We start from the raw sequence: 17,107 nt of genomic DNA on the forward strand, positions 1-17,107 counted from the left end.
GCCGTCATCATGTCCAATAAGGTGAAATCGGCGGTTAGCCAAATCAATGATATACGCTGTCTACGACGGCAACTGGAGCAGGAAATTGATTGGTTACAGCGTCGCTCAGAAACACTTGAGGATGGATTTTCTGAAACTCAGGATTTACTGAAACGAACCTACAATGGCATGGTTTTTTCCCGCCGAGCCTTACTGGGGCGTATGCCCCGTTGAATATTACGTTGATTTCAAACTGCTAAAATCCCCTTAGTGACATATTTGCACTTTCGACGGGGCAATATTTATCAATAGTTCCCCCTTTATAAACTCCCTTGGTAGTCATAAAAAAGTACTGGATAGATTTCTGGATATCCTATTTTATTTTTCCAGTAAGGGGTTTCATGGGGGCTTGATAGTGGAATTATTTCCTTAGTCCTCTCAGTTTTTGTACGGAAAAACAGCCAGAAATTTTTCTGAAAAAATCGTTGATTTCTATTACCAAAAAAACTCCATGCAATAGAAACCCGTCTACGCTTTGGAAAGTTAATGCATAAGAGTAATTTCCAATGCGCTATCCGGTTGTGCTTCACAATATTGAATACGCCGGCTTTGGTGCCATAGCGCCAGACCTTCCGCATTGTCATTGCTATGCCGAAACTCTTGATGGCGCTTTGCAGAAAATGGCGGAGACTATCTTTCAGCGCCTTGAGGAGCTGCGTCGAGCAGGAGAACCGGTGCCCAAGCCTCAGGAGATGGACAGTCTGAAGGAAAACCCGGCTTTTGCCGGTGGCATTTGGGCCATTATTGATGTCGAAAGTGCATAGATTTTTACTATGCGCTTGTATCGGGGATGCCTTACAAGGATGGTGGTAATGAGAGTGGTTCTGTGTTTTCTATCCATGCTGCTTGCCCCTTTAGCCAGTGCGGTAGAGTGGAACAACCCCTTCGATGGAATTGAATCTGGGGAGTACCGGGTTATTGGCACCTTGGGACTGGGCTCTGGAGAGCTGCAACTCAATAGTGACAGGGATTTCTTTGGATATGCCAGCGTTGGTATTACTCCGGCAGTGGGGGTATGGCAGGTAGAACTACGTGCCTCACGCTTCGATGATAACCATGTGGATATTAGCCAAATTGGGCTTAATTTTAAGATTGATTTCACCCTGAACTGCTATGTGCAATGCCTCTACTGGATGGCGGGCTGGAATTATGCAGATATTGATCTAAATGATGTGCGCAAATATGGTTACTGGTATCACCATGAAGACAAATGGCACTTTGGGGATCGGTATGATGAATGGTATTACGATGGTTATTATTATCATGTCATCGATGCCAGTGGCAGTGATACCTTCTGGAATCTAGGGGTTGGTTACCGTTTTATGTGGACCCAGGATTTTGATACTTCACTGGAGTACAACTATAACGATATTGGTTCTGTTTACAGAGTAAATTTAGGACACCTGCGCACGTTGACTTTGAACTTTTCCTATCGTTTTTAAAACAATAAATTTATTCGTTTTTGCAATACGTTATCAATAACTTAATGCCGGCTGCTATTTTCCTCTTTTCCACCTGTATTAAGTCGTAATCATGTGACTGGCTTTGCAAACTCCAGGTAGAGAGATGGGGCTCACAAGGAGCCCCGAATCTCAGATTCGATAAACTGCCTTTAGCCAAAAAGTACGACCAGGCTCATTTACCCTTGATATCTGTGGAAAGTTGGGAATTTCTGCACCGGCACGGCTGACATGCTCCGCGTAGGTTTCGTCCAGTAGGTTGTCGATACCGGTAGTGATCAGCAAACTTTTACCGGGCCGCCATCCTGCATTAATAGAGAGAACATCGGCAGAATCCGTTGTGCCAAAATCCTGGCCGATAATATTGCCTTTGCCGATATCCACGCGATCCTGACTGGATATGGCCCGCCACAATACGCCAGCAGACCATTGGGGCTGCTCATAATGCAGGCCCAGGCGGGTTTCCAATGGTGGAAGTTGGGCCAGGGTGGTTTTGTCTGTGTCGTTGGCGCCGCGTACAGATGTAAGGGTTAACTCCGTGCGCCAGTTTTCACTCAGCTGGTAACTGGCATCCAGCTCCAGCCCCCAGGTGCGGGCTTGCACATTACGGACTACGGCAGTGGTACGGATATCTGTGCTTTCCCCCATGTCCATATCACTGCTCATAGAAGTCATGTCACCCATCCCCATGGGTACAGCTGCTTTCTGATAATCGTTTTGGACCAGTAGATAATCTCGAATGTCACTGGTGAAGGTAGATATACTGGCGGATAGCTTTTCGCTACGATAAATATATCCGATATCCAATTGGGTGGTTTTTTCCGAATTAATATCGAGCGCACTGTAGGAGTTTTCTCCTTCTCGGGCGAATATTTCCCAGTAATCCGGGAAACGCTCACTGTATCCGAGTCCGGCATAAAGAGTGGTAGAACTGTTGGGGGCACTCGGCAGCGCCAATTCGTAGCGTATAAAACCGCTATGTAGCTGCTCGGAGCGACTCTCTCCAGCGGTCGGGTTATCTACTTTGGACATCATAGAGACCGAGATGGTCTCTCGTAGATCTTTCACTTCCCAATCATCCAGTCTGGCACCGGCGATCCAGCGCTGATCGGGAGCAAACTGCCAACTGGCTTCGGAAAAAATGCCCAGCTGGGAAAATTCCGCATCCGCATCCCAGTTGAGTTGGCGGTAATCGAGCCTCGCCTGGTTCATGCTCATACGACCACGGTGACGGTTTTTCCACATGTCCAGCCCAGTAGCCAGTTCGATATTATCTACAGGGGTAAGTTGTAGGCTTACTTTGCCTCCCAGTGTTTCGCTGTCTAAATTCATCGCGATGGGGTTAGCAGTCATTCCCGAGGGTTCACGCAGACTGTAATTATCCATTATGTGGTCGATATAGTTGTAATACACCTGCACTTCGACGGCATTCAACAGATCGCCGATATTACTGTGGCGGTATTTGGCTTTATAATTTTCACGCGCAAATTTACTGCCATCCACGCCACGGTCGGCATAGGCCGCCTCGGCATCGCTGAAAGCGCTGTCAAATTCCAGGCGGGTATCGTCATCAGGAGTCCAGGCAAGGTTTACCATGCCGCTCCATCGCTCATAATTGGAATGCACTTTGTTACCATCGCCATCTTCATAATCGTCAGCAGAGGCTGAAGAGCTTGACCCACGTAGAGAGAACTGTGGAGTTTTATAGGCGATATCGAGTAGCCCATCCTTTCTCTCAGCATTGCCGGCGAGCAGACTCGCGTGCATATCCCATTCATTTTTTGTGGGGCGTTCCTGCAATTGCTTGAACAGCACTACCCCCGCGGAGTTACCGGGACCGTGTAAGACAGTTTGTGGTCCCTTTACTACTTCGATTTCATCGAGACTCTCGGGAAATATATAAGCAGTAGGGGGGTCCATACGGCCAGGGCAGCCTCCCATCATGGATTCACCATCCAATAGCATCCCCAGTCTTGAGCCACCCATGCCGCGAAGCAATGGATCGCCACTGGTTCCGCCTTTGCGCACTACAGTAAATCCGGGAATGGTTTTCAGATAATCGGCACCATCATTAGCAGGTAATGGCTGACGCGGTTTTTTCGGATCTGTCACCAGGTTTAAGGGCAGCTCAGTTTTTACCCCAGTAACAACCATCTGCTCCATTTCCTCATCCTTGCTCTCAGTTGTCTCACTGGCAAACAGGCTGCTTGGGTAGGCACAACTGGCAAAAATCGCAAGTGCGAGCGGAGTGGGCAGGTGAAATCCATCGGATAATTTCTCTGCAGTTTTTTTCTTGAGAGGCTTGGTTTTAATCACTTTTTGCATTCTGATCTATCCATCATTTGCCTGCATCGTGAGCACAGGCATTGGCGCACCCATTTTTCAGGTGAGCGCGGGTTTCTCCCTGCTGGCAAATAGGGCCAGCTGGAGCTCCTTTTCCTCTGAGGCTATATGTGCGGACGCAGGTCAAAGCCACATACTGACAAGCAGTGGTTATGAATTACGGAGCCTCAGGAAATTACGACATAAACAGTCGAAAAATATTTAAATAATGGATGGTCGGGGAGGGGCGCGAATAAGGGGTAAAGTGTAGGCGACGGCAGAAACTAAGTTGAAGCCGGGGGTTGAAGTGCGAGGTGTTTGCCCTTCAGAAAATAAATCCAAGTCTGCTACTGGGACACTGGCAACAGTAGCAGCGGCAGAAAAATTACAGTGATTGTCGGCAAACGAATGCGCGGTCAACGCATCGTGATTATGGCCACTACTGTGTTCAGCCTGGTGATTGTGATGGTGCTCAAGGGTAGGTGGGGTAGCCAGCGCATTTAAAAGCAAGGCGCTGCGACTATCTCCATGGCACAGGCCATAGGGCGTACCAGCTGCAAAAGCAGCTGGCATAAATCCAGCCGGTACCAAGCCGCGAACGCTGAGAAATACCAATAAAAGCAACAACGTCTGCCATCGGGACAGGCGCGGACAGCTTTGAAGGGTGCGCTTACGGCTCATAAATAGCGGATCTGTGATTTGCCGGGATCTATTTTAGTTTCCCGGTGCCAAGTGGCAACAGGTTTTCCTGCTGGAGAGGAAAATTCCATCACCGGATAAATAATGTTATCGCCGTTTTTATCCTTTGACTTGATATTTATCAGTTCATAAAAATGTTTTTGCTAAATTAGCGAAATATGGATTTCAATTTTGCACTGATTCCATGGAAAAACTGGTGCTTGTTTTTTGCTCTATCGCCGGTAAGGAAGTTGATTTGGATTGACTGCCGCTTGCCCTCATAGCTTGGGTAGCCGTGCCAGCAATTGTCAGTCACCTTGAAAGCCAGTAGAGAACCCGGGCCAGGGATCAGCTCATCGGTATAGTCCTCCATATCATCCCCATTGCGTAGAATACGCAGTCGCCCGGTGGGCGATGGCCATTCCTCATTAAGGTAAATAAGCACAGTAATTAATTTGCTCTTCGAATCTGTATGAATCCGTCCGTCCTTTGCTCGGGAATATCCTCGCAGAGTTGCCATCATGGGTTTATCAGAAAGATCCAGATCGAACTTTTCCCCAAGTATTTTTCGTATCTTGGCGCTGTCGAACTGTTGGATAAAATGGCGCAGGCGATCCGAGGCCTCCACATCTGCGATATTGAAGCTACCGCCCTTTTGTAATGATGGGAACTCTTTGATAAGAGCAGTAGCATCGTCAGAGGCCAGAGATCGCTCCAGGTAGAAATGAGGATAAGGGGAGGTTTTTACCTCTGCGCGGTCGAGTTGGTCGATAGTGAGCCGGGACATGTTTGTGTTACGCTCCCTGCGTTTGGGAATTGTTGTTTTTAGTACATCGCTATTATCCCTTAACTGGCGCTACTTGTCTCAGGCCGGAAAATTTCCCCAAAGGGTTACCGATTAGATTTTGCCGCTACGCTTAAGGCACCAGTAGGCTTCCACCAAGGCTTGGTGGAGAAGCTCCGGGCGTGAATCTACAACCAGTACATTGCAGGCCTGTAACTGTTGAAGCAGGCGAGCGCGTCGGTGCAAGAAATCCTGTGCAGCGGCCCCTTTTATAGCTCCGGAAAAGTCTTCGATAGGTTTTTGGGCAAGGCGGTCCACAGCGGTTTCCCTTAAACTTGCCACCATCACAAGGTGATTACGGGTGAGAAGCCGCACTGCGGCGAGTAGCTCCACACTGTCTTCATCGCGCAAGTTGGTGATCAGGATAACCAGTGAGCGACGCTTGTGTTTGGTCAGGAGCTGTTGGGCTGCGCCGCTGTAGTCGGCACTACCGGTTCCGGAGTGCAGATCGTAGACATTATTCAGCAGCAGATTGATCGCGTTTTCCCCTTTGACTGGTGGCAGCTGCCCCCCAGAGCTGTCTTGGCCTGCGGCGAAGGCGTGCAGACCAACAGCATCTCCCTGCTTAATTGCCACATAGGCGGACAATAATAAACCGTTCAATGCGTGGTCGAAATGACTCAGCCCCCCGTCTTTGGCGTGCATACGTCGACCGCAGTCGAGCATATAGATAATTTCCTGGTCGCGCTCGTCCTGATATTCGCGACTGATCAACTTGCGCAGGCGTGAGCTGGCCCGCCAATCCACCTGGCGTTGGCTGTCACCCTGGCGGTATTCACGCAATTGGCGAAAGTCCATGCCCTCTCCACGGCGCTGTTGCTGGTGCAAACCGAGCATACGCAGGGTCTGCTCTGTGGAAAGGGCCTGCAATGAGGAGATACCGAGAAAGTTGGGGTAAACCTTTACTGACTGCTCTCGACCCAGCCATAGTCGGGTTTGCCACAGGCCCCAAGGGGAATCAGCGAGGATCTCTATCCGACCGAAATTGGCACTACCACGGCGATGCGGTACCAGGGAGTATTCAATAGAGACCTCCTGTTCCGGCTGTAACTTTGCCCTCCGCGGTAGACCAGTAGTTGCCAGTTGTTGTGGCACGCTGTCACAGACGGAGAGTTGTAAAGTACGCGGGCCGTTGTTGCGCAATTTCAAGCGTGCGCTGTTGCGCACGCCAAGGGCCAGGTTATTTGGCAGCCGGCGTTCGCCCTCAAGCCCGGTGATTCTGCGGCCGGTAAGGAAGTCCAAAAGTGCAGCACCGATCAGCAGGGTCCCGCCTGTCCACCAAGCTGTCTCGATCAGTGCCGCTGCTGCGGGTATCCAGATGCGCGCAATACTGATCACCAGAGCGGCCAGGCACCAGTAACTGAGGAGTTTCACTAGGCGTTGGCTGGGTCCCGGATGACCATGCTGAATTGGGGCAGTTTGTGCCTCTGTGGCGGCAGCACTTTGGGTCACAGCCGAGGCGCCTCGACACTGTCGACAATCTGCGTCAGGGCGCTGTCAGCGGTTTCACCGTCGATCTCCATATCCGGGGATAAGCTGACACGGTGGCGCATTACCGGAATTGCCATCGCCTTGATATCGTCGGGCAGAACGAACTCGCGTCCCTGTAACAGGGCGCTGGCGCGGGCCGCTTGTAACAAGCCAATGCTCGCTCTTGGGCCCGCTGGGCTGCGCAGCTGGGTGGCCTCCCGTGTGGCACGAACCAACCGCACTGCATAGTCCAGTACTTGCTGGTCCAAGGCTATCTGGGGGACCAGTGTTTGTAGTTGCTGCAGCTGCTCGATGGTTATTTCACCGGTCGGCTTTTCCTGCAGGCGCTGTTCTATACGCCCACTACTGGCAGCAGCAGCCAGTCGCAGCTCCGCCTCCAGGCTGGGGTAATCGATCAGGACCTTGAGCAGAAAACGGTCGAGTTCCGCCTCTGGCAGAGGGTAGGTGCCCTCCTGCTCGATAGGGTTCTGTGTGGCGAGCACCATAAAGGGGCTGGGGACAGGCAGCGCTGTGCCGTCGATAGTGACCTGTTTCTCCTGCATCACCTCGAGCAGAGCCGCCTGGGTTTTGGCCGGCGCGCGGTTGATTTCGTCTGCCAGCAGCAGATTGGTGAAGACCGGCCCGCGGCGCACTTCGAAGCGACTCTCGCCCATGTTGTACATGGCGTGGCCGGTGACGTCCGCTGGCATCAGGTCTGGGGTGAACTGAATACGGCGGAAACTGCCGCCAAAACAGTTGGCCAGGGTACGTACCAATAGGGTTTTACCGAGGCCGGGCACGCCTTCCAACAGTACATGGCCGGAAGCCAGCAGGGCCACCAATACCTGGTCAACGACTTGTTCCTGGCCAATCAGCAGGCGATTGATATTGTTGCGCAGTAACTGCAGTTGGGCTGAGGCGGCCTGCCAGTCAGGCGTGTCGCGGTGGGTTTGCTGTTCTGGTTGAAGGGTAGTATCGCTCATAGGGCTGCCTCGATTCGCTGCAGATTGCGCATTTGTTCAGTAAAAGTTTCTTCGCTGGTAGCCGGTGGGCCCCACAGGCTGGCGATGATTTTGTGTTCGCTTAGGTCCGTAGCGGCACTGAGTCTCACGGCCAGATTGTGCCGGTCCGTGGAATCGGCATCAGTGGCCCTTAGGAGGCGTAAAAGTTCAGCGCGCCGACCGCGCAATAGCTGTTCGCAGCGATCATGGCGCCAGTAATAGTGGCCACAGGCAGAGATATGTTCCAGCAGGGACCGACGCGCGGTTTCCGGTGCCGGTTGCAGGGGGCCAAAGCGGCGCGCGCGCAATAACAGCCAACCGAGCAGGGCCAGGGCACCGGCGAGGAAAAACTCTGCGGCATACTTGCGCGCCAGGTAACTGAGAGAATCAAAGCGCGGGCGGGTCAGGAAGACAAATTCCCCATTACCTGCTAACAGTTGTAGGAAATAGGCGTGATCGAAGTGTCCTATACGGTGAGATTGCCAGATTTCGCTGTCAGTCAGCAGGGTAATAACTCCGCGGCCACGCTCGAATTGTATAAAGGGAACAGCCTCGTCGTCGCGCCACACCCTGGCCCAGAATACCGGTGCCCCCGCGACAGTATTGTCGTCCAGCCCTGGGTGATAGAGCAGGTGGCTGGCATTAAAATGCAATTGGATCTCGCCACTATTATCTGTGGGTAGATTGACTAGGTCTTCCGGCCCTACATCCGGATTGCGGGGTTTCTCTCCACTGGTCTCAGCTTTTTTCTCTTCTGGGAAATCGCCTTCGTCAATTCTGCGGTTGTATTCGCGCATGGCTTCGCCAGGGCTCTGTTCAGGGCTCAGCTCTGCGTCCTCTCCGAGCAGCTGTTGTAGAGGGTTGTCGAAGAAGTACTCCCCATGCCCCTCCATGATGGAGACATCCAATGCCTCCAGTAGCCAGTCGCGCTCCTCGCTGCGCTGCTCCTCAAAATCAAAACCCTCCGTGCGTGCCACTACAATGGCATGGCCGCCACTACTCACCCAATCCAGCAGCTCATCCACTCGTTGTGGGTTGTATACCTGGGATGAATCGGAGATAAATAGGGTGGCGTCCGGGGAGAGTTCATTCAATACGGAAATGTTTTCCGCCTGGCGAGGCTCCAATCCTAAAGCTGCCAGGTACTGCTCCGCTGCCAGGAACCAGTTGCGCCTCGCCTCCGGGGCCCAACCGCGGTCCCGCTCTTCGGTGTAGCGCTCAAAAAGCGTTAAAAACCCCCATACCATCAGCGCACAGAGTAGCAGTGGGATACCGATCAACAGACGTTTAACTGTCATTGCGGAATACCTCTTGCCATTCCTGGCACAATGCCCTCATTCGAGCATCGACCGGACTACGGTGGGCATAGGCCAGCTGCTGCCAATCGCTGGTGAGCTGTTGTACAAACTGGCTCAGTGGAGCCGTCACTGAAGGCAGGTCTTCCGCGGGCTCGCTCTGGCGCCGGTGTACCAGCTGGGCACATTCTGCTTCGGTGAGATGATCGCCAAAGTGAAACTGGAAATCCTCAATCAAGTGGGACAGGGTGGCTCGATACAGTAGACCGAGGCCAGCTCGCTGTTCCCCTGTCTGCCACAGGCGCAGCACTTCTGCGCACACATCGTCGGGCAGGCTCGACTGGCGTACATCGAGTCCGAACAGGGTTTCTGGCACGGCGGCTTTTGGCTTGGGTTTGCGCTGCCAGCGCAGATTCTTCAGGATGGTGTCGTGATGGCGCCAGCCCAGGTAGATCACCCCTGCGATTACACCAATCCATAACAGGATCTCGATGATACGGGCAATAGTAGGGCCCCAGCTGGAAGTGGAGGCATTGTCGTCATCAGGAGAGCGGTTTAACAACCACTCAATAAATTCAATCAGCCACTCGGGAATTTTCTGTTCCCTGCTTTCCCTCTCCTTCAGGCGCCAGCCACTGATCTCCTCCACCCGGTGAAAATCCTCGCCTGCGAGAATCTCATCGATGTGCTGTTGCGCTTGCTGAGGTGTCTCCAATGCGTCTGCCTTGATATCCGGTGCTGAAGCCAGGAAGCCGAAGGAGAGCGTAAAAACCAGGAGTAATGCGGCCGAGTTTCCGGTAATGCCGCGTTGACGCGGCCGATGTTCGCGCTGGTGGCGCTGAACCAAATCGCGGAACTGGATTTCAATATCCCAGCCCTCAAGTTCAATACGCCGGCCTATATAAAGACAGAAACCCGAGACGATGTAAAACGGAGCTACCGCTGCCATGATAAACAGGTAGAGCACGTTAGAGATCCACTCCAGCCCCAGAGTTTCGCCTCTAAATATCGGCTGCCAATCGATGTTGGCCGCTATCTGCTCGGGAATAAACAGGTAGATCAGGATAAATGCAGCCACCAGGAAGAACCCTTCCAGGTGGACACCAGTCAACGTCAGCCAGGTGGCGGCGCTGGAATGCTTGCGGTGCAACATGCTGATACGGGTGCTACGCGCTTTGCCACTGGATTGCTCTAATACGGTGACTGGCAGATCAAAAGAGCGGGTTGGGCTCAGGCGGCGCAGGGTAATCCAAAGCAGCCAGTCGTGACGGTTCTGCGTGAAAAACTGTTTGAGAGCGGCCGAGGCCGATATCGGTGAGCCGAATAGGGCGCGGCTGATCATAAACAAAGGCAGGCGATCGAAAACCGGTTTAAGCCACCACACAGCAAACATCGACCAACCGGGAGCACCGGGAAATAGCATTGCCAGTGCACCCATTAACAGGGCGGCCGGTAGCAGCCACACCAGGAATAAAGGCAGCCAATATTTTCTCGCCAGCGCCGTCCCCAGGTCGATGGATTCCCACTGAGACCGTAGGCGCGCCTGCACAGCCAGGTTTTTAACCTGCATTGTTTTCCTCCCTGCGCCCAGCCAGGGTGAAGTAAGCAAAAACCAGTAACCACAGCAGGCCGCCGACACCCAGCTTGATACTGATCCGAGTCGCCGTACTGGATGACCAAAAGGCCTCGAGGAAGGCGGCAATGACCAGCATCAAGAAGGTGCCATACATGATTTTCATTGCCTCGATACTGGCCAGGCGCAGGGCTACAGCACGACGGTGTTGCCCTGGGTCTACCAGCGATCGGCCGAGAAGCAGACCGGCGGCACCGGCCAGGACTATGGCGGTTAGTTCAAAGGCGCCGTGGCCGATCACAAAAGGATAAAAAGTGGAGACAAAGCCGACCCGCGTTATGTGGCCGAAAACCGCGCCGAGATAGACACCGTTGAAAACCAGGAAAAAAATGGAGCCGAGGCCGAACAGGATGCCACCGGCAAAAGTGCGGAAAGCAATACCGATATTGTTCTTGATATAAAAACCGAACATGGCCAGATCGGTGTCGGAGCCACGCTCGCGACCCAGCACGCGGTTGCCTGGGTCGTACATGGACTCCAGGGATAACACGTCCCCCGGTGACATCACTGCATAAATCAGTGCGTCGTTATTGTAGGTGCCGATGCCCATTACCAGTGCTGGCAGCAGGAACAGGGCACTGGCCAGTGCTACGACTCGGCCGTTGGCGCGCACTGCCTGGGGGAAGCCCGACAGTAAGTAGTGCAGCCAGCCTTTGCGACGCAGGGTCTGCTGGCGGTAGACCTGGTGATGGGCTGCCATTACCAGCTGGTTGAGGTGGTCAATTAGACGGTTGGAGTATTGTCGCTCCTTGGCCACCGCCAGCTGTTGGCATAAATCGCGATAGGCTGCGGGTAGGTCCAGTGTGGCTGCATCAGTATTTTTGCCACTGCTTTTTAACCAGGTTTCCAATTGCACCCAGCTATCGCGATAGCGGTTTTCGAAGTCTCTCTGTCGCATAAATCGTTAGCCCCTGCCACCCAATAGCCAACTGCCTACTGAGCGCAGATAACCCAGCGCGGCGCCATCCCTCTTATGGGTAATTGGTTCGAGTAAATTGGCGAGCTCCTGTTGGCGGGCTTCACTGAGGTCATTGTGGCGTTCCAACAGGCTGACCAGGGCCCGTTGATCTTGTTGTTTTAGGTTGCGTGGTGGCGGCACAGGTGAGCTGTCCGGCAGGGCTATGGGTGCCTTGTCCTCTTCCCGGTAGACAACCAGGGTGCCCGCAGCCAAGTCGCCGAGGCGTTGGAAGTGTCGCCCAATCGTCATGGCGATAACACCGGTAGCATAGGCAAAGGGGAGAAAATCAGCAAAGCGCAGCAGGTTGCGCACTATGGAGGTGCCCCAGGAAATAGGGGTCAGGTTGTCGTTTACCACTATCAGACCAAAGGCTTTTTTCCCCGGTGTCTGACCGCCGCGCAGCACTTCAAAAAATACCGGGTAGAACCACTCCAACAGGAAGGAGCAAACGAGCCAGATACCAATGCCTGCAGTATCGGCAAAGGCCAGGGCTATACCGAGCCCAGCCAGTATCAATGTGCGATAAAACAAATCCACCGCAAAGGCGAGAATTCGCGGCACGGGCCCCGCGGCCCGTGCACGCAAGTCGATTCCCTCGGGGGTTTCGACGTTGTAGGTGGTATCCAGCAAGCCACCGCTCCTGTCAGGTCGAATGGATTATGTCCCTTGGGGGCCGCCAAAGACTTTGCGATAGGCGACGCCGTATGCAATAGAAGCCAGCGGTATAGCCCAGATCAGACCTATCAACAGTGCCAGACCACCCGCAAGGTAGATAAGAAGCAATACGATAAAGAAACCTAAAAAAGCAAACCAGTTTTTAGTAATGGCTTTGCGGGAGGCTTCCAGAGCTTTCCAGGGCCCCAGATTTTGATCTATTACCAGGGGGAGAGCCATCATGTAGGCAACAGCCAGATAAATTCCCGGAATCACCAGCAAAAGGAAACCTATAGCCATCAGGATACTCATGATGATGTAAGTCACACACAAGGGCACTATTTTGTCGAAGTGGGCGAAGACTTCGGTACCAGAGGTCTCTTCTTTACGAGCGATCTTGATGCCCACCATCATCATCCCCACAACCAGAGGAACCCCTACGATTGCAGTGATCAGGTTATAAATGATTGTTGATGAGAGAGAAGCGTTGCCGGCCTCTACTGGATCAAATGCCGGGTAACCAGTAAGAAGGCCGGCAACAAAACTGATTGCAGCAATTGCGATGACATAGAGAATAATGGCAAACCATACTGTGCGCTTCTTGCCTTTCGATAGCTGCCAGCCCTCGCTGATGGCTTCACCAATAGAAAATGAATAATCCCCGGCAATGCCTTTCTCAAGTGATCCAGAGTCGCCAGTTCCACCCTCTCCAGCAAGCTCGGCCTCGGGAGCTTTGTAGATATCACTCATCCTTATATTGTCCTCATTAAAGGTTTATTTTGTAGGCGTGCAGAGTCTTGGATGCGAATATCTCACAGGCGCGATGTGGGAACAATGCCACGCCAGCACAGTGGCGGATTAGGTGATGAACCTTTCTCAGCATAAAATCGACTTATAGGTTGAGAGGAAGGTGATAATGAAGAAAACACTGTGGTCTGGGGCTGTGGTACTGGTGCTGCTGATTGCGGGTTACGTGATGTTGCCCTTTCATGCGCTCGAACAGCTGCAGCGGGCAGCTCAGATGGCTGTGGCAGATGAGCCTGAGACAAGGCGAGAGAGTATTGATACCTTGGAACGCTATGTGGATTTTCCGGTATTACGTGACAATTTAAAGCTTCGCCTGCAAAGTCAGCTGCGCTCCTCCATTGGCAATTCGATACCACAGGAATTTGATGAACTAGTGACTGCTGGGGCCAATTTCTTTATGGGGCCATTGCTGCAACAGTTTATTACCCCGGAAGGTGTTGCCAGATTACTGCGTGGTGGTGAGGACTTGCAGGCTTTTGAGCGGGAGCTGTTCGCCCAGGATTCTCAGCAAGAGGCTGCCCCTGTCCTGGAAAATGACCAGGAAACAGGAGGCACTTCCAATAGTAGCTGGCAACGCATGAGCTGGCGCTTTACTGATATCAATCACCTGAGTGCCGAGTATGGCGAGAACGATCGCGCCGAATTACGTGTGCTTATGCAGCGCAATGGGCTGCACTGGCAGTTGGTGGATATCGAACTAATCAGTGACCAGGGCCGGGAGGGTTAATTATGGAAATGGACAGCTCGGTTAATGTATTCGGTGATCCCTTAGTTCCTTGTAGCCTGGAGCCGACGACCGGTTTTTTTCGCGATGGCTGCTGCAACACCTGTAAAGAGGATCAAGGCTCCCACACGGTTTGTGTGGAAGTGAATGATGAGTTCTTGGCGTTTTCCCGCAGCCGTGGCAACGACCTGAGTACACCGATTGAGGAGTACGGGTTTCCGGGATTGGCTCCGGGAGATCGCTGGTGCCTGTGCGCCGCCCGCTGGTTGGAGGCCCAGCAGCAGGATAGGGCACCGAGAGTTTTTTTACAGCGTACCCATGTGAAAGCTCTGAAGATAGTACCTCTGCATCTACTGCGACAATACGCTGCAGATTTGAATTAATCAGTGCGTAAGAGAAATTGGCACAGCGGACAAGCTTTAAAGGTTTGCTGCGCTGTGCCAATGTCATTTATCCATAATCCTGATCAGGATGGCAGGAAGTCGATAGAGTAATTGCGGGTTGTGGCTTTAACATCCGCAGCACCAAAGTTAATCATACGGATTCTCGCCAGCAGCTTGCGCTCCAGGGCGGGGTTGTCCAGCTCACTCTCTATCAACTTGATGGACGAAATAGTGCCGTTTGCTTCAATGACCAGCTGCACGGTAATTTTACCCTGCAGGGTGGGATCACGGCGTAAGGCACGATCGTAGATCGCATTGATTGCCGCCTTGTTGGCCTCCATTATCCCGCGAATGGCATTGTCGGTTCGCGCCAACTTCTCACCCCTGACTCTCCTGGCTGCCTGCTTGGCGGAGCCCTTCGCCTGGGCCTGCTCAACCCGGGTGGTTTGTCGGCCCGCCAATGAGACGCCTCCCGTGTCAGTGCTGATGCTCCCGGCCCTGACACCGCCGCTCGAAGTTTTGGATTTGTCGCTGATCATATTGCGCTGTGTTTGTGCGGCAGTGGCGTTACCGGCACTGAGCTGACCGCGGGTAACCTCACCCGTGTTAAAACTCTCACGCATATCCAATAGATCGTCGGCCAGGGCGTTGATGCCGCTGCTCGCCGCTTTTTCCCGCGCCTTTTGTATAGTGGCAACAGGGGGTGCCTCTACTTTGCTGGGCTCGGGTTTGGGAGCCGGTTTCGGCTTTTCCTTCTCGACTTTTTTTGGTTCCGGTTTTTCTTTGGGCTTCTCTGCCTCAGGCTTTTTTTCCTCAGGCTTGGGTTTGGCCTTGGGTTTGGGCTTAGGCTTTGGGAGTTCCTTCTTCTCCAGGATAACCTTGGCCAGTTGTGGTGGCACTCGTTCTGCCTGTTCTCTAGTCAGCTCCGGCACTGGAGCAAAGGTAATGACGGAACCACAAACGGCGAAGACAATAAGCCCTGCACGCAGGAATTTTACAAAGCGCTGGTCTTCCTGGTTGGAAGCAGACCAGGGCAACAGGGTTTCCTGTAGTTGCCAGGGGGCATAGCGGCTGGTTGCAGTGCTCATATCAGCTTTCCACCCCCGCAGGATCTATTGGTGCTGTCTGCTCTACAGCAAAAGAGATATCGCGGTAATCTGCCTGGGCGCAGGTCTGCATAATCTGTTTGAGTAACTCATAGGGAACCTGCTCGTCGCCCATAATGGTGACCGAGCGTCCCCTTTGCTTTTGCTCGTCGCTGAGTTCACCGGCGCGTTCTGCGCGGTACTCCAGTTCCTTCAAGAGGGGTTCAATATTTTCCTTACCAGCATCAATATTATTAATGCCCACGATCATGCGATCACCAACGAATAGTTGCTGGTTATTGACCCTCACAACCGTAGTGACCTCCGGCTTTTGCTGGGAAGTGGACTTGGGTAGCTTGATGGTTTTGTCTGTTTGCAAAACCTGTACATCGCTAGTGGAGTTCACCAACAGGAAAAATACCAGGATGGTGAAAATGTCCATTAGAGAAACCAGATTGAGCTTCGATTGCTGTCGTTTCTGTCGCTGACGCCGCTCCTGTAATTTGGCGGCTGCGTTAAGCATCATTTTATTTCCCCGCTACGGTTGTTTGCTGGGGGGCATCGCCCAGGGAAATCTGTGGGAACAACTCGGCATCGACGACTGATGCGGCAACTACTGCTCGATAACTGCGTGCGGTATCCATTGCTGCCACCAGGGTTTTATAGGATGTACCTTTTTCCGAAAGAATGACCAAGTCGTCTTTCTCGATGGATTTTTCCCTTAAGTTACGCTTTATCTGCTGCAGTATCAGGGAAACAGTTTCCATATCTGGTTCACCATCGGTATTCTCCACTCGCCTGACTAGTTGCCCGGCCGGGTAATTGATATCAACATGTGCGGTGCGTAATACCAGTTCCAACTGTCGATTTTCCTGTTCAGTTGCACTACTGCTTCCATCACTGATGCCAGGAAGATTGAGTTTTAAAACTGAAATATGGGAAAACACCATATTGAGCAGTAGTACAGGAACCAGGATAGTCATCAGGCTCATAAAAGAGGTGATGTCCAGCTCTGCTTCCTCGTGTCCACGGCGACGAATATTTAATTTCAACATGGCGAGAGCCCTCAGGCATTCACTGCGCGCTGCTGTTCCGTTTTTTGTGGGCGGCCCATAGTCAAAAGGTTTAGGAACTTTACTCCGGCCATCTGCAGGCTATCTACAATTTCATTGGTCTTGTTTTGTAGCATGGAATTAAATAGCAGAAGGGGAATTGCTGAGATAAGCCCGAATGCGGTGGTATTCATTGCTACGGAGATACTGGTAGACAACATAGTGGCTTTTTCCGCAGGGTCGGCAGCGGCTACAGCGGTGAATGCTGCGATAAGGCCCATAATGGTGCCTAACAAACCGAGTAGGGTAGCAATATTGGCCAGGGTAGCCAGGTAGTTGGTGCGCTTTTCCAGGCGCGGTACTGCTTCGAGGATGCCCTCTTCGATTGCCAATGCAATATTTTCCTCGCGCTTGGCGAATTGCAGGGTATTAATACCGGCGGCGGCAATGCGACCCATCGCAGCATCGTTGTCCCGGGCCAGTTGTAATACATTCTGGTAACTGCGTTTTTGTAGCAGTGGTAATACCTGCAGATAAGCGCGGCGATTGGCGCTCTTAGCGCGGGAAAGAAAAATCCAGCGTTCCACTACCATGACGAGGCCGATAACCAGCACCAGGGCAATAGGGTACATAAAAGGGCCGCCAGTCTGGAAAAAGCGCAATAACGCCTGAGTAAATTCCATGATGAGTGTCTCCACAGAA

At 52.5% G+C, this 17,107-nt stretch carries 19 protein-coding genes; 5 read left to right on the forward strand and 14 right to left on the reverse strand.

The genetic code is table 11. The annotated features are described in order from the left end of the window. Window positions 1-9 precede the first annotated feature (9 nt). The 3 genes from G367_RS0115870 to G367_RS0115880 all read left to right on the forward strand — a co-directional run bounded on the left by G367_RS0115870 (window position 10) and on the right by G367_RS0115880 (window position 1,481). Window positions 10-213: a hypothetical protein gene (locus G367_RS0115870; RefSeq protein WP_157533567.1), complete on the forward strand. Its 204-nt coding sequence runs from the start codon at window positions 10-12 to the stop codon at window positions 211-213. A 332-nt stretch (window positions 214-545) separates the two neighbouring features. Next, a complete protein-coding gene (locus tag G367_RS0115875; protein WP_020414141.1) occupies window positions 546-803 on the forward strand; it encodes a type II toxin-antitoxin system HicB family antitoxin in 258 nt (85 codons plus the stop codon). A gap of 48 nt (window positions 804-851) precedes the next feature. Beyond that, a complete protein-coding gene (locus G367_RS0115880) occupies window positions 852-1,481 on the forward strand; it encodes an outer membrane beta-barrel protein (RefSeq protein ID WP_245556707.1) in 630 nt (209 codons plus the stop codon). Window positions 1,482-1,631: 150 nt separating this feature from the next. On the opposite strand, the gene G367_RS0115885 is transcribed toward G367_RS0115880, so the two are convergent. From G367_RS0115885 to G367_RS0115935, 10 genes are all read right to left on the reverse strand, one after another. Continuing rightward, on the reverse strand, window positions 1,632-3,824 hold the full coding sequence (locus tag G367_RS0115885) for a TonB-dependent copper receptor (protein ID WP_020414143.1): 2,193 nt from the start codon (window positions 3,822-3,824) through the stop codon (window positions 1,632-1,634). A 219-nt stretch (window positions 3,825-4,043) separates the two neighbouring features. Then, on the reverse strand, window positions 4,044-4,502 hold the full coding sequence (locus tag G367_RS0115890; protein ID WP_157533568.1) for a hypothetical protein: 459 nt from the start codon (window positions 4,500-4,502) through the stop codon (window positions 4,044-4,046). Between the two features lie 166 nt (window positions 4,503-4,668). Then, window positions 4,669-5,286, reverse strand: coding sequence for a 2OG-Fe(II) oxygenase (locus G367_RS0115895; RefSeq protein WP_020414145.1), 618 nt, complete (start codon window positions 5,284-5,286; stop codon window positions 4,669-4,671). A 111-nt stretch (window positions 5,287-5,397) separates the two neighbouring features. Further along, entirely contained in the window at window positions 5,398-6,795 is a 1,398-nt protein-coding gene (locus G367_RS0115905; RefSeq protein WP_020414146.1) for a DUF58 domain-containing protein, read from the reverse strand. Then, a complete protein-coding gene (locus G367_RS0115910; RefSeq protein ID WP_020414147.1) occupies window positions 6,792-7,796 on the reverse strand; it encodes an AAA family ATPase in 1,005 nt (334 codons plus the stop codon). Before G367_RS0115910 ends, G367_RS0115905 begins: the two co-directional genes overlap by 4 nt. Beyond that, entirely contained in the window at window positions 7,793-9,112 is a 1,320-nt protein-coding gene (locus G367_RS0115915; RefSeq protein WP_020414148.1) for a DUF4350 domain-containing protein, read from the reverse strand. Before G367_RS0115915 ends, G367_RS0115910 begins: the two co-directional genes overlap by 4 nt. Next, complete coding sequence (locus G367_RS0115920) at window positions 9,102-10,679, reverse strand: DUF4129 domain-containing protein (protein ID WP_020414149.1); 1,578 nt, start codon at window positions 10,677-10,679, stop codon at window positions 9,102-9,104. The genes G367_RS0115915 and G367_RS0115920 overlap by 11 nt, the downstream gene beginning before the upstream one ends. Further along, complete coding sequence (locus G367_RS0115925; protein WP_020414150.1) at window positions 10,669-11,640, reverse strand: stage II sporulation protein M; 972 nt, start codon at window positions 11,638-11,640, stop codon at window positions 10,669-10,671. Before G367_RS0115925 ends, G367_RS0115920 begins: the two co-directional genes overlap by 11 nt. 6 nt (window positions 11,641-11,646) lie before the next feature. Then, a complete protein-coding gene (locus G367_RS0115930) occupies window positions 11,647-12,330 on the reverse strand; it encodes an RDD family protein (RefSeq protein ID WP_020414151.1) in 684 nt (227 codons plus the stop codon). Between the two features lie 27 nt (window positions 12,331-12,357). Continuing rightward, complete coding sequence (locus G367_RS0115935) at window positions 12,358-13,104, reverse strand: hypothetical protein (RefSeq protein ID WP_020414152.1); 747 nt, start codon at window positions 13,102-13,104, stop codon at window positions 12,358-12,360. Between the two features lie 166 nt (window positions 13,105-13,270). Here G367_RS0115935 and G367_RS0115940 point away from each other — a divergent pair, with 166 nt between their 5' ends. Together G367_RS0115940 and G367_RS0115945 are read left to right on the forward strand one after the other, a co-directional pair. After that, the gene (locus G367_RS0115940; RefSeq protein ID WP_020414153.1) at window positions 13,271-13,888 is read left to right on the forward strand and encodes a DUF2939 domain-containing protein; all 618 of its coding nucleotides are present in this window, start codon (window positions 13,271-13,273) and stop codon (window positions 13,886-13,888) included. 2 nt (window positions 13,889-13,890) lie between these two features. Then, window positions 13,891-14,268 carry a DUF2237 family protein gene (locus G367_RS0115945; RefSeq protein ID WP_020414154.1) on the forward strand — a complete coding sequence of 126 codons (378 nt, stop codon included), beginning with the start codon at window positions 13,891-13,893 and terminating at the stop codon, window positions 14,266-14,268. A gap of 83 nt (window positions 14,269-14,351) precedes the next feature. Here G367_RS0115945 and G367_RS0115950 read toward each other — a convergent pair whose 3' ends face one another. The 4 genes from G367_RS0115950 to G367_RS0115965 are packed head-to-tail and all read right to left on the reverse strand — an operon-like array spanning window position 14,352 to window position 17,088. Further along, complete coding sequence (locus G367_RS0115950) at window positions 14,352-15,356, reverse strand: AgmX/PglI C-terminal domain-containing protein (RefSeq protein ID WP_020414155.1); 1,005 nt, start codon at window positions 15,354-15,356, stop codon at window positions 14,352-14,354. A 1-nt stretch (window position 15,357) separates the two neighbouring features. Beyond that, window positions 15,358-15,879, reverse strand: coding sequence for a biopolymer transporter ExbD (locus G367_RS0115955; protein ID WP_020414156.1), 522 nt, complete (start codon window positions 15,877-15,879; stop codon window positions 15,358-15,360). 1 nt (window position 15,880) lies between these two features. Beyond that, window positions 15,881-16,408 carry an ExbD/TolR family protein gene (locus G367_RS0115960; protein ID WP_020414157.1) on the reverse strand — a complete coding sequence of 176 codons (528 nt, stop codon included), beginning with the start codon at window positions 16,406-16,408 and terminating at the stop codon, window positions 15,881-15,883. An 11-nt stretch (window positions 16,409-16,419) separates the two neighbouring features. Continuing rightward, window positions 16,420-17,088 (reverse strand): MotA/TolQ/ExbB proton channel family protein, encoded by a 669-nt coding sequence (locus G367_RS0115965; protein WP_020414158.1) that lies wholly within the window; start codon window positions 17,086-17,088, stop codon window positions 16,420-16,422. Window positions 17,089-17,107: the final 19 nt, after the last annotated feature.

It is taken from the genome of Microbulbifer variabilis ATCC 700307, from assembly GCF_000380565.1.
In the GTDB taxonomy this organism is placed as follows: Bacteria; Pseudomonadota; Gammaproteobacteria; order Pseudomonadales; family Cellvibrionaceae; genus Microbulbifer; species Microbulbifer variabilis.

What these genes read in the sequence shown, in the direction of transcription:
- G367_RS0115870 (WP_157533567.1), top strand. Translation starts at nt 10, where the DNA reads ATGTCCAATAAGGTGAAATCGGCGGTTAGCCAAATCAATGATATACGC.
- G367_RS0115875 (WP_020414141.1), top strand. Translation starts at nt 546, where the DNA reads ATGCGCTATCCGGTTGTGCTTCACAATATTGAATACGCCGGCTTTGGT.
- G367_RS0115880 (WP_245556707.1), top strand. Translation starts at nt 852, where the DNA reads ATGAGAGTGGTTCTGTGTTTTCTATCCATGCTGCTTGCCCCTTTAGCC.
- G367_RS0115885 (WP_020414143.1), bottom strand. Translation starts at nt 3,824, where the DNA reads ATGCAAAAAGTGATTAAAACCAAGCCTCTCAAGAAAAAAACTGCAGAG.
- G367_RS0115890 (WP_157533568.1), bottom strand. Translation starts at nt 4,502, where the DNA reads ATGAGCCGTAAGCGCACCCTTCAAAGCTGTCCGCGCCTGTCCCGATGG.
- G367_RS0115895 (WP_020414145.1), bottom strand. Translation starts at nt 5,286, where the DNA reads ATGTCCCGGCTCACTATCGACCAACTCGACCGCGCAGAGGTAAAAACC.
- G367_RS0115910 (WP_020414147.1), bottom strand. Translation starts at nt 7,796, where the DNA reads ATGAGCGATACTACCCTTCAACCAGAACAGCAAACCCACCGCGACACG.
- G367_RS0115915 (WP_020414148.1), bottom strand. Translation starts at nt 9,112, where the DNA reads ATGACAGTTAAACGTCTGTTGATCGGTATCCCACTGCTACTCTGTGCG.
- G367_RS0115920 (WP_020414149.1), bottom strand. Translation starts at nt 10,679, where the DNA reads ATGCAGGTTAAAAACCTGGCTGTGCAGGCGCGCCTACGGTCTCAGTGG.
- G367_RS0115925 (WP_020414150.1), bottom strand. Translation starts at nt 11,640, where the DNA reads ATGCGACAGAGAGACTTCGAAAACCGCTATCGCGATAGCTGGGTGCAA.
- G367_RS0115935 (WP_020414152.1), bottom strand. Translation starts at nt 13,104, where the DNA reads ATGAGTGATATCTACAAAGCTCCCGAGGCCGAGCTTGCTGGAGAGGGT.
- G367_RS0115940 (WP_020414153.1), top strand. Translation starts at nt 13,271, where the DNA reads ATGAAGAAAACACTGTGGTCTGGGGCTGTGGTACTGGTGCTGCTGATT.
- G367_RS0115945 (WP_020414154.1), top strand. Translation starts at nt 13,891, where the DNA reads ATGGAAATGGACAGCTCGGTTAATGTATTCGGTGATCCCTTAGTTCCT.
- G367_RS0115950 (WP_020414155.1), bottom strand. Translation starts at nt 15,356, where the DNA reads ATGAGCACTGCAACCAGCCGCTATGCCCCCTGGCAACTACAGGAAACC.
- G367_RS0115955 (WP_020414156.1), bottom strand. Translation starts at nt 15,879, where the DNA reads ATGATGCTTAACGCAGCCGCCAAATTACAGGAGCGGCGTCAGCGACAG.
- G367_RS0115960 (WP_020414157.1), bottom strand. Translation starts at nt 16,408, where the DNA reads ATGTTGAAATTAAATATTCGTCGCCGTGGACACGAGGAAGCAGAGCTG.
- G367_RS0115965 (WP_020414158.1), bottom strand. Translation starts at nt 17,088, where the DNA reads ATGGAATTTACTCAGGCGTTATTGCGCTTTTTCCAGACTGGCGGCCCT.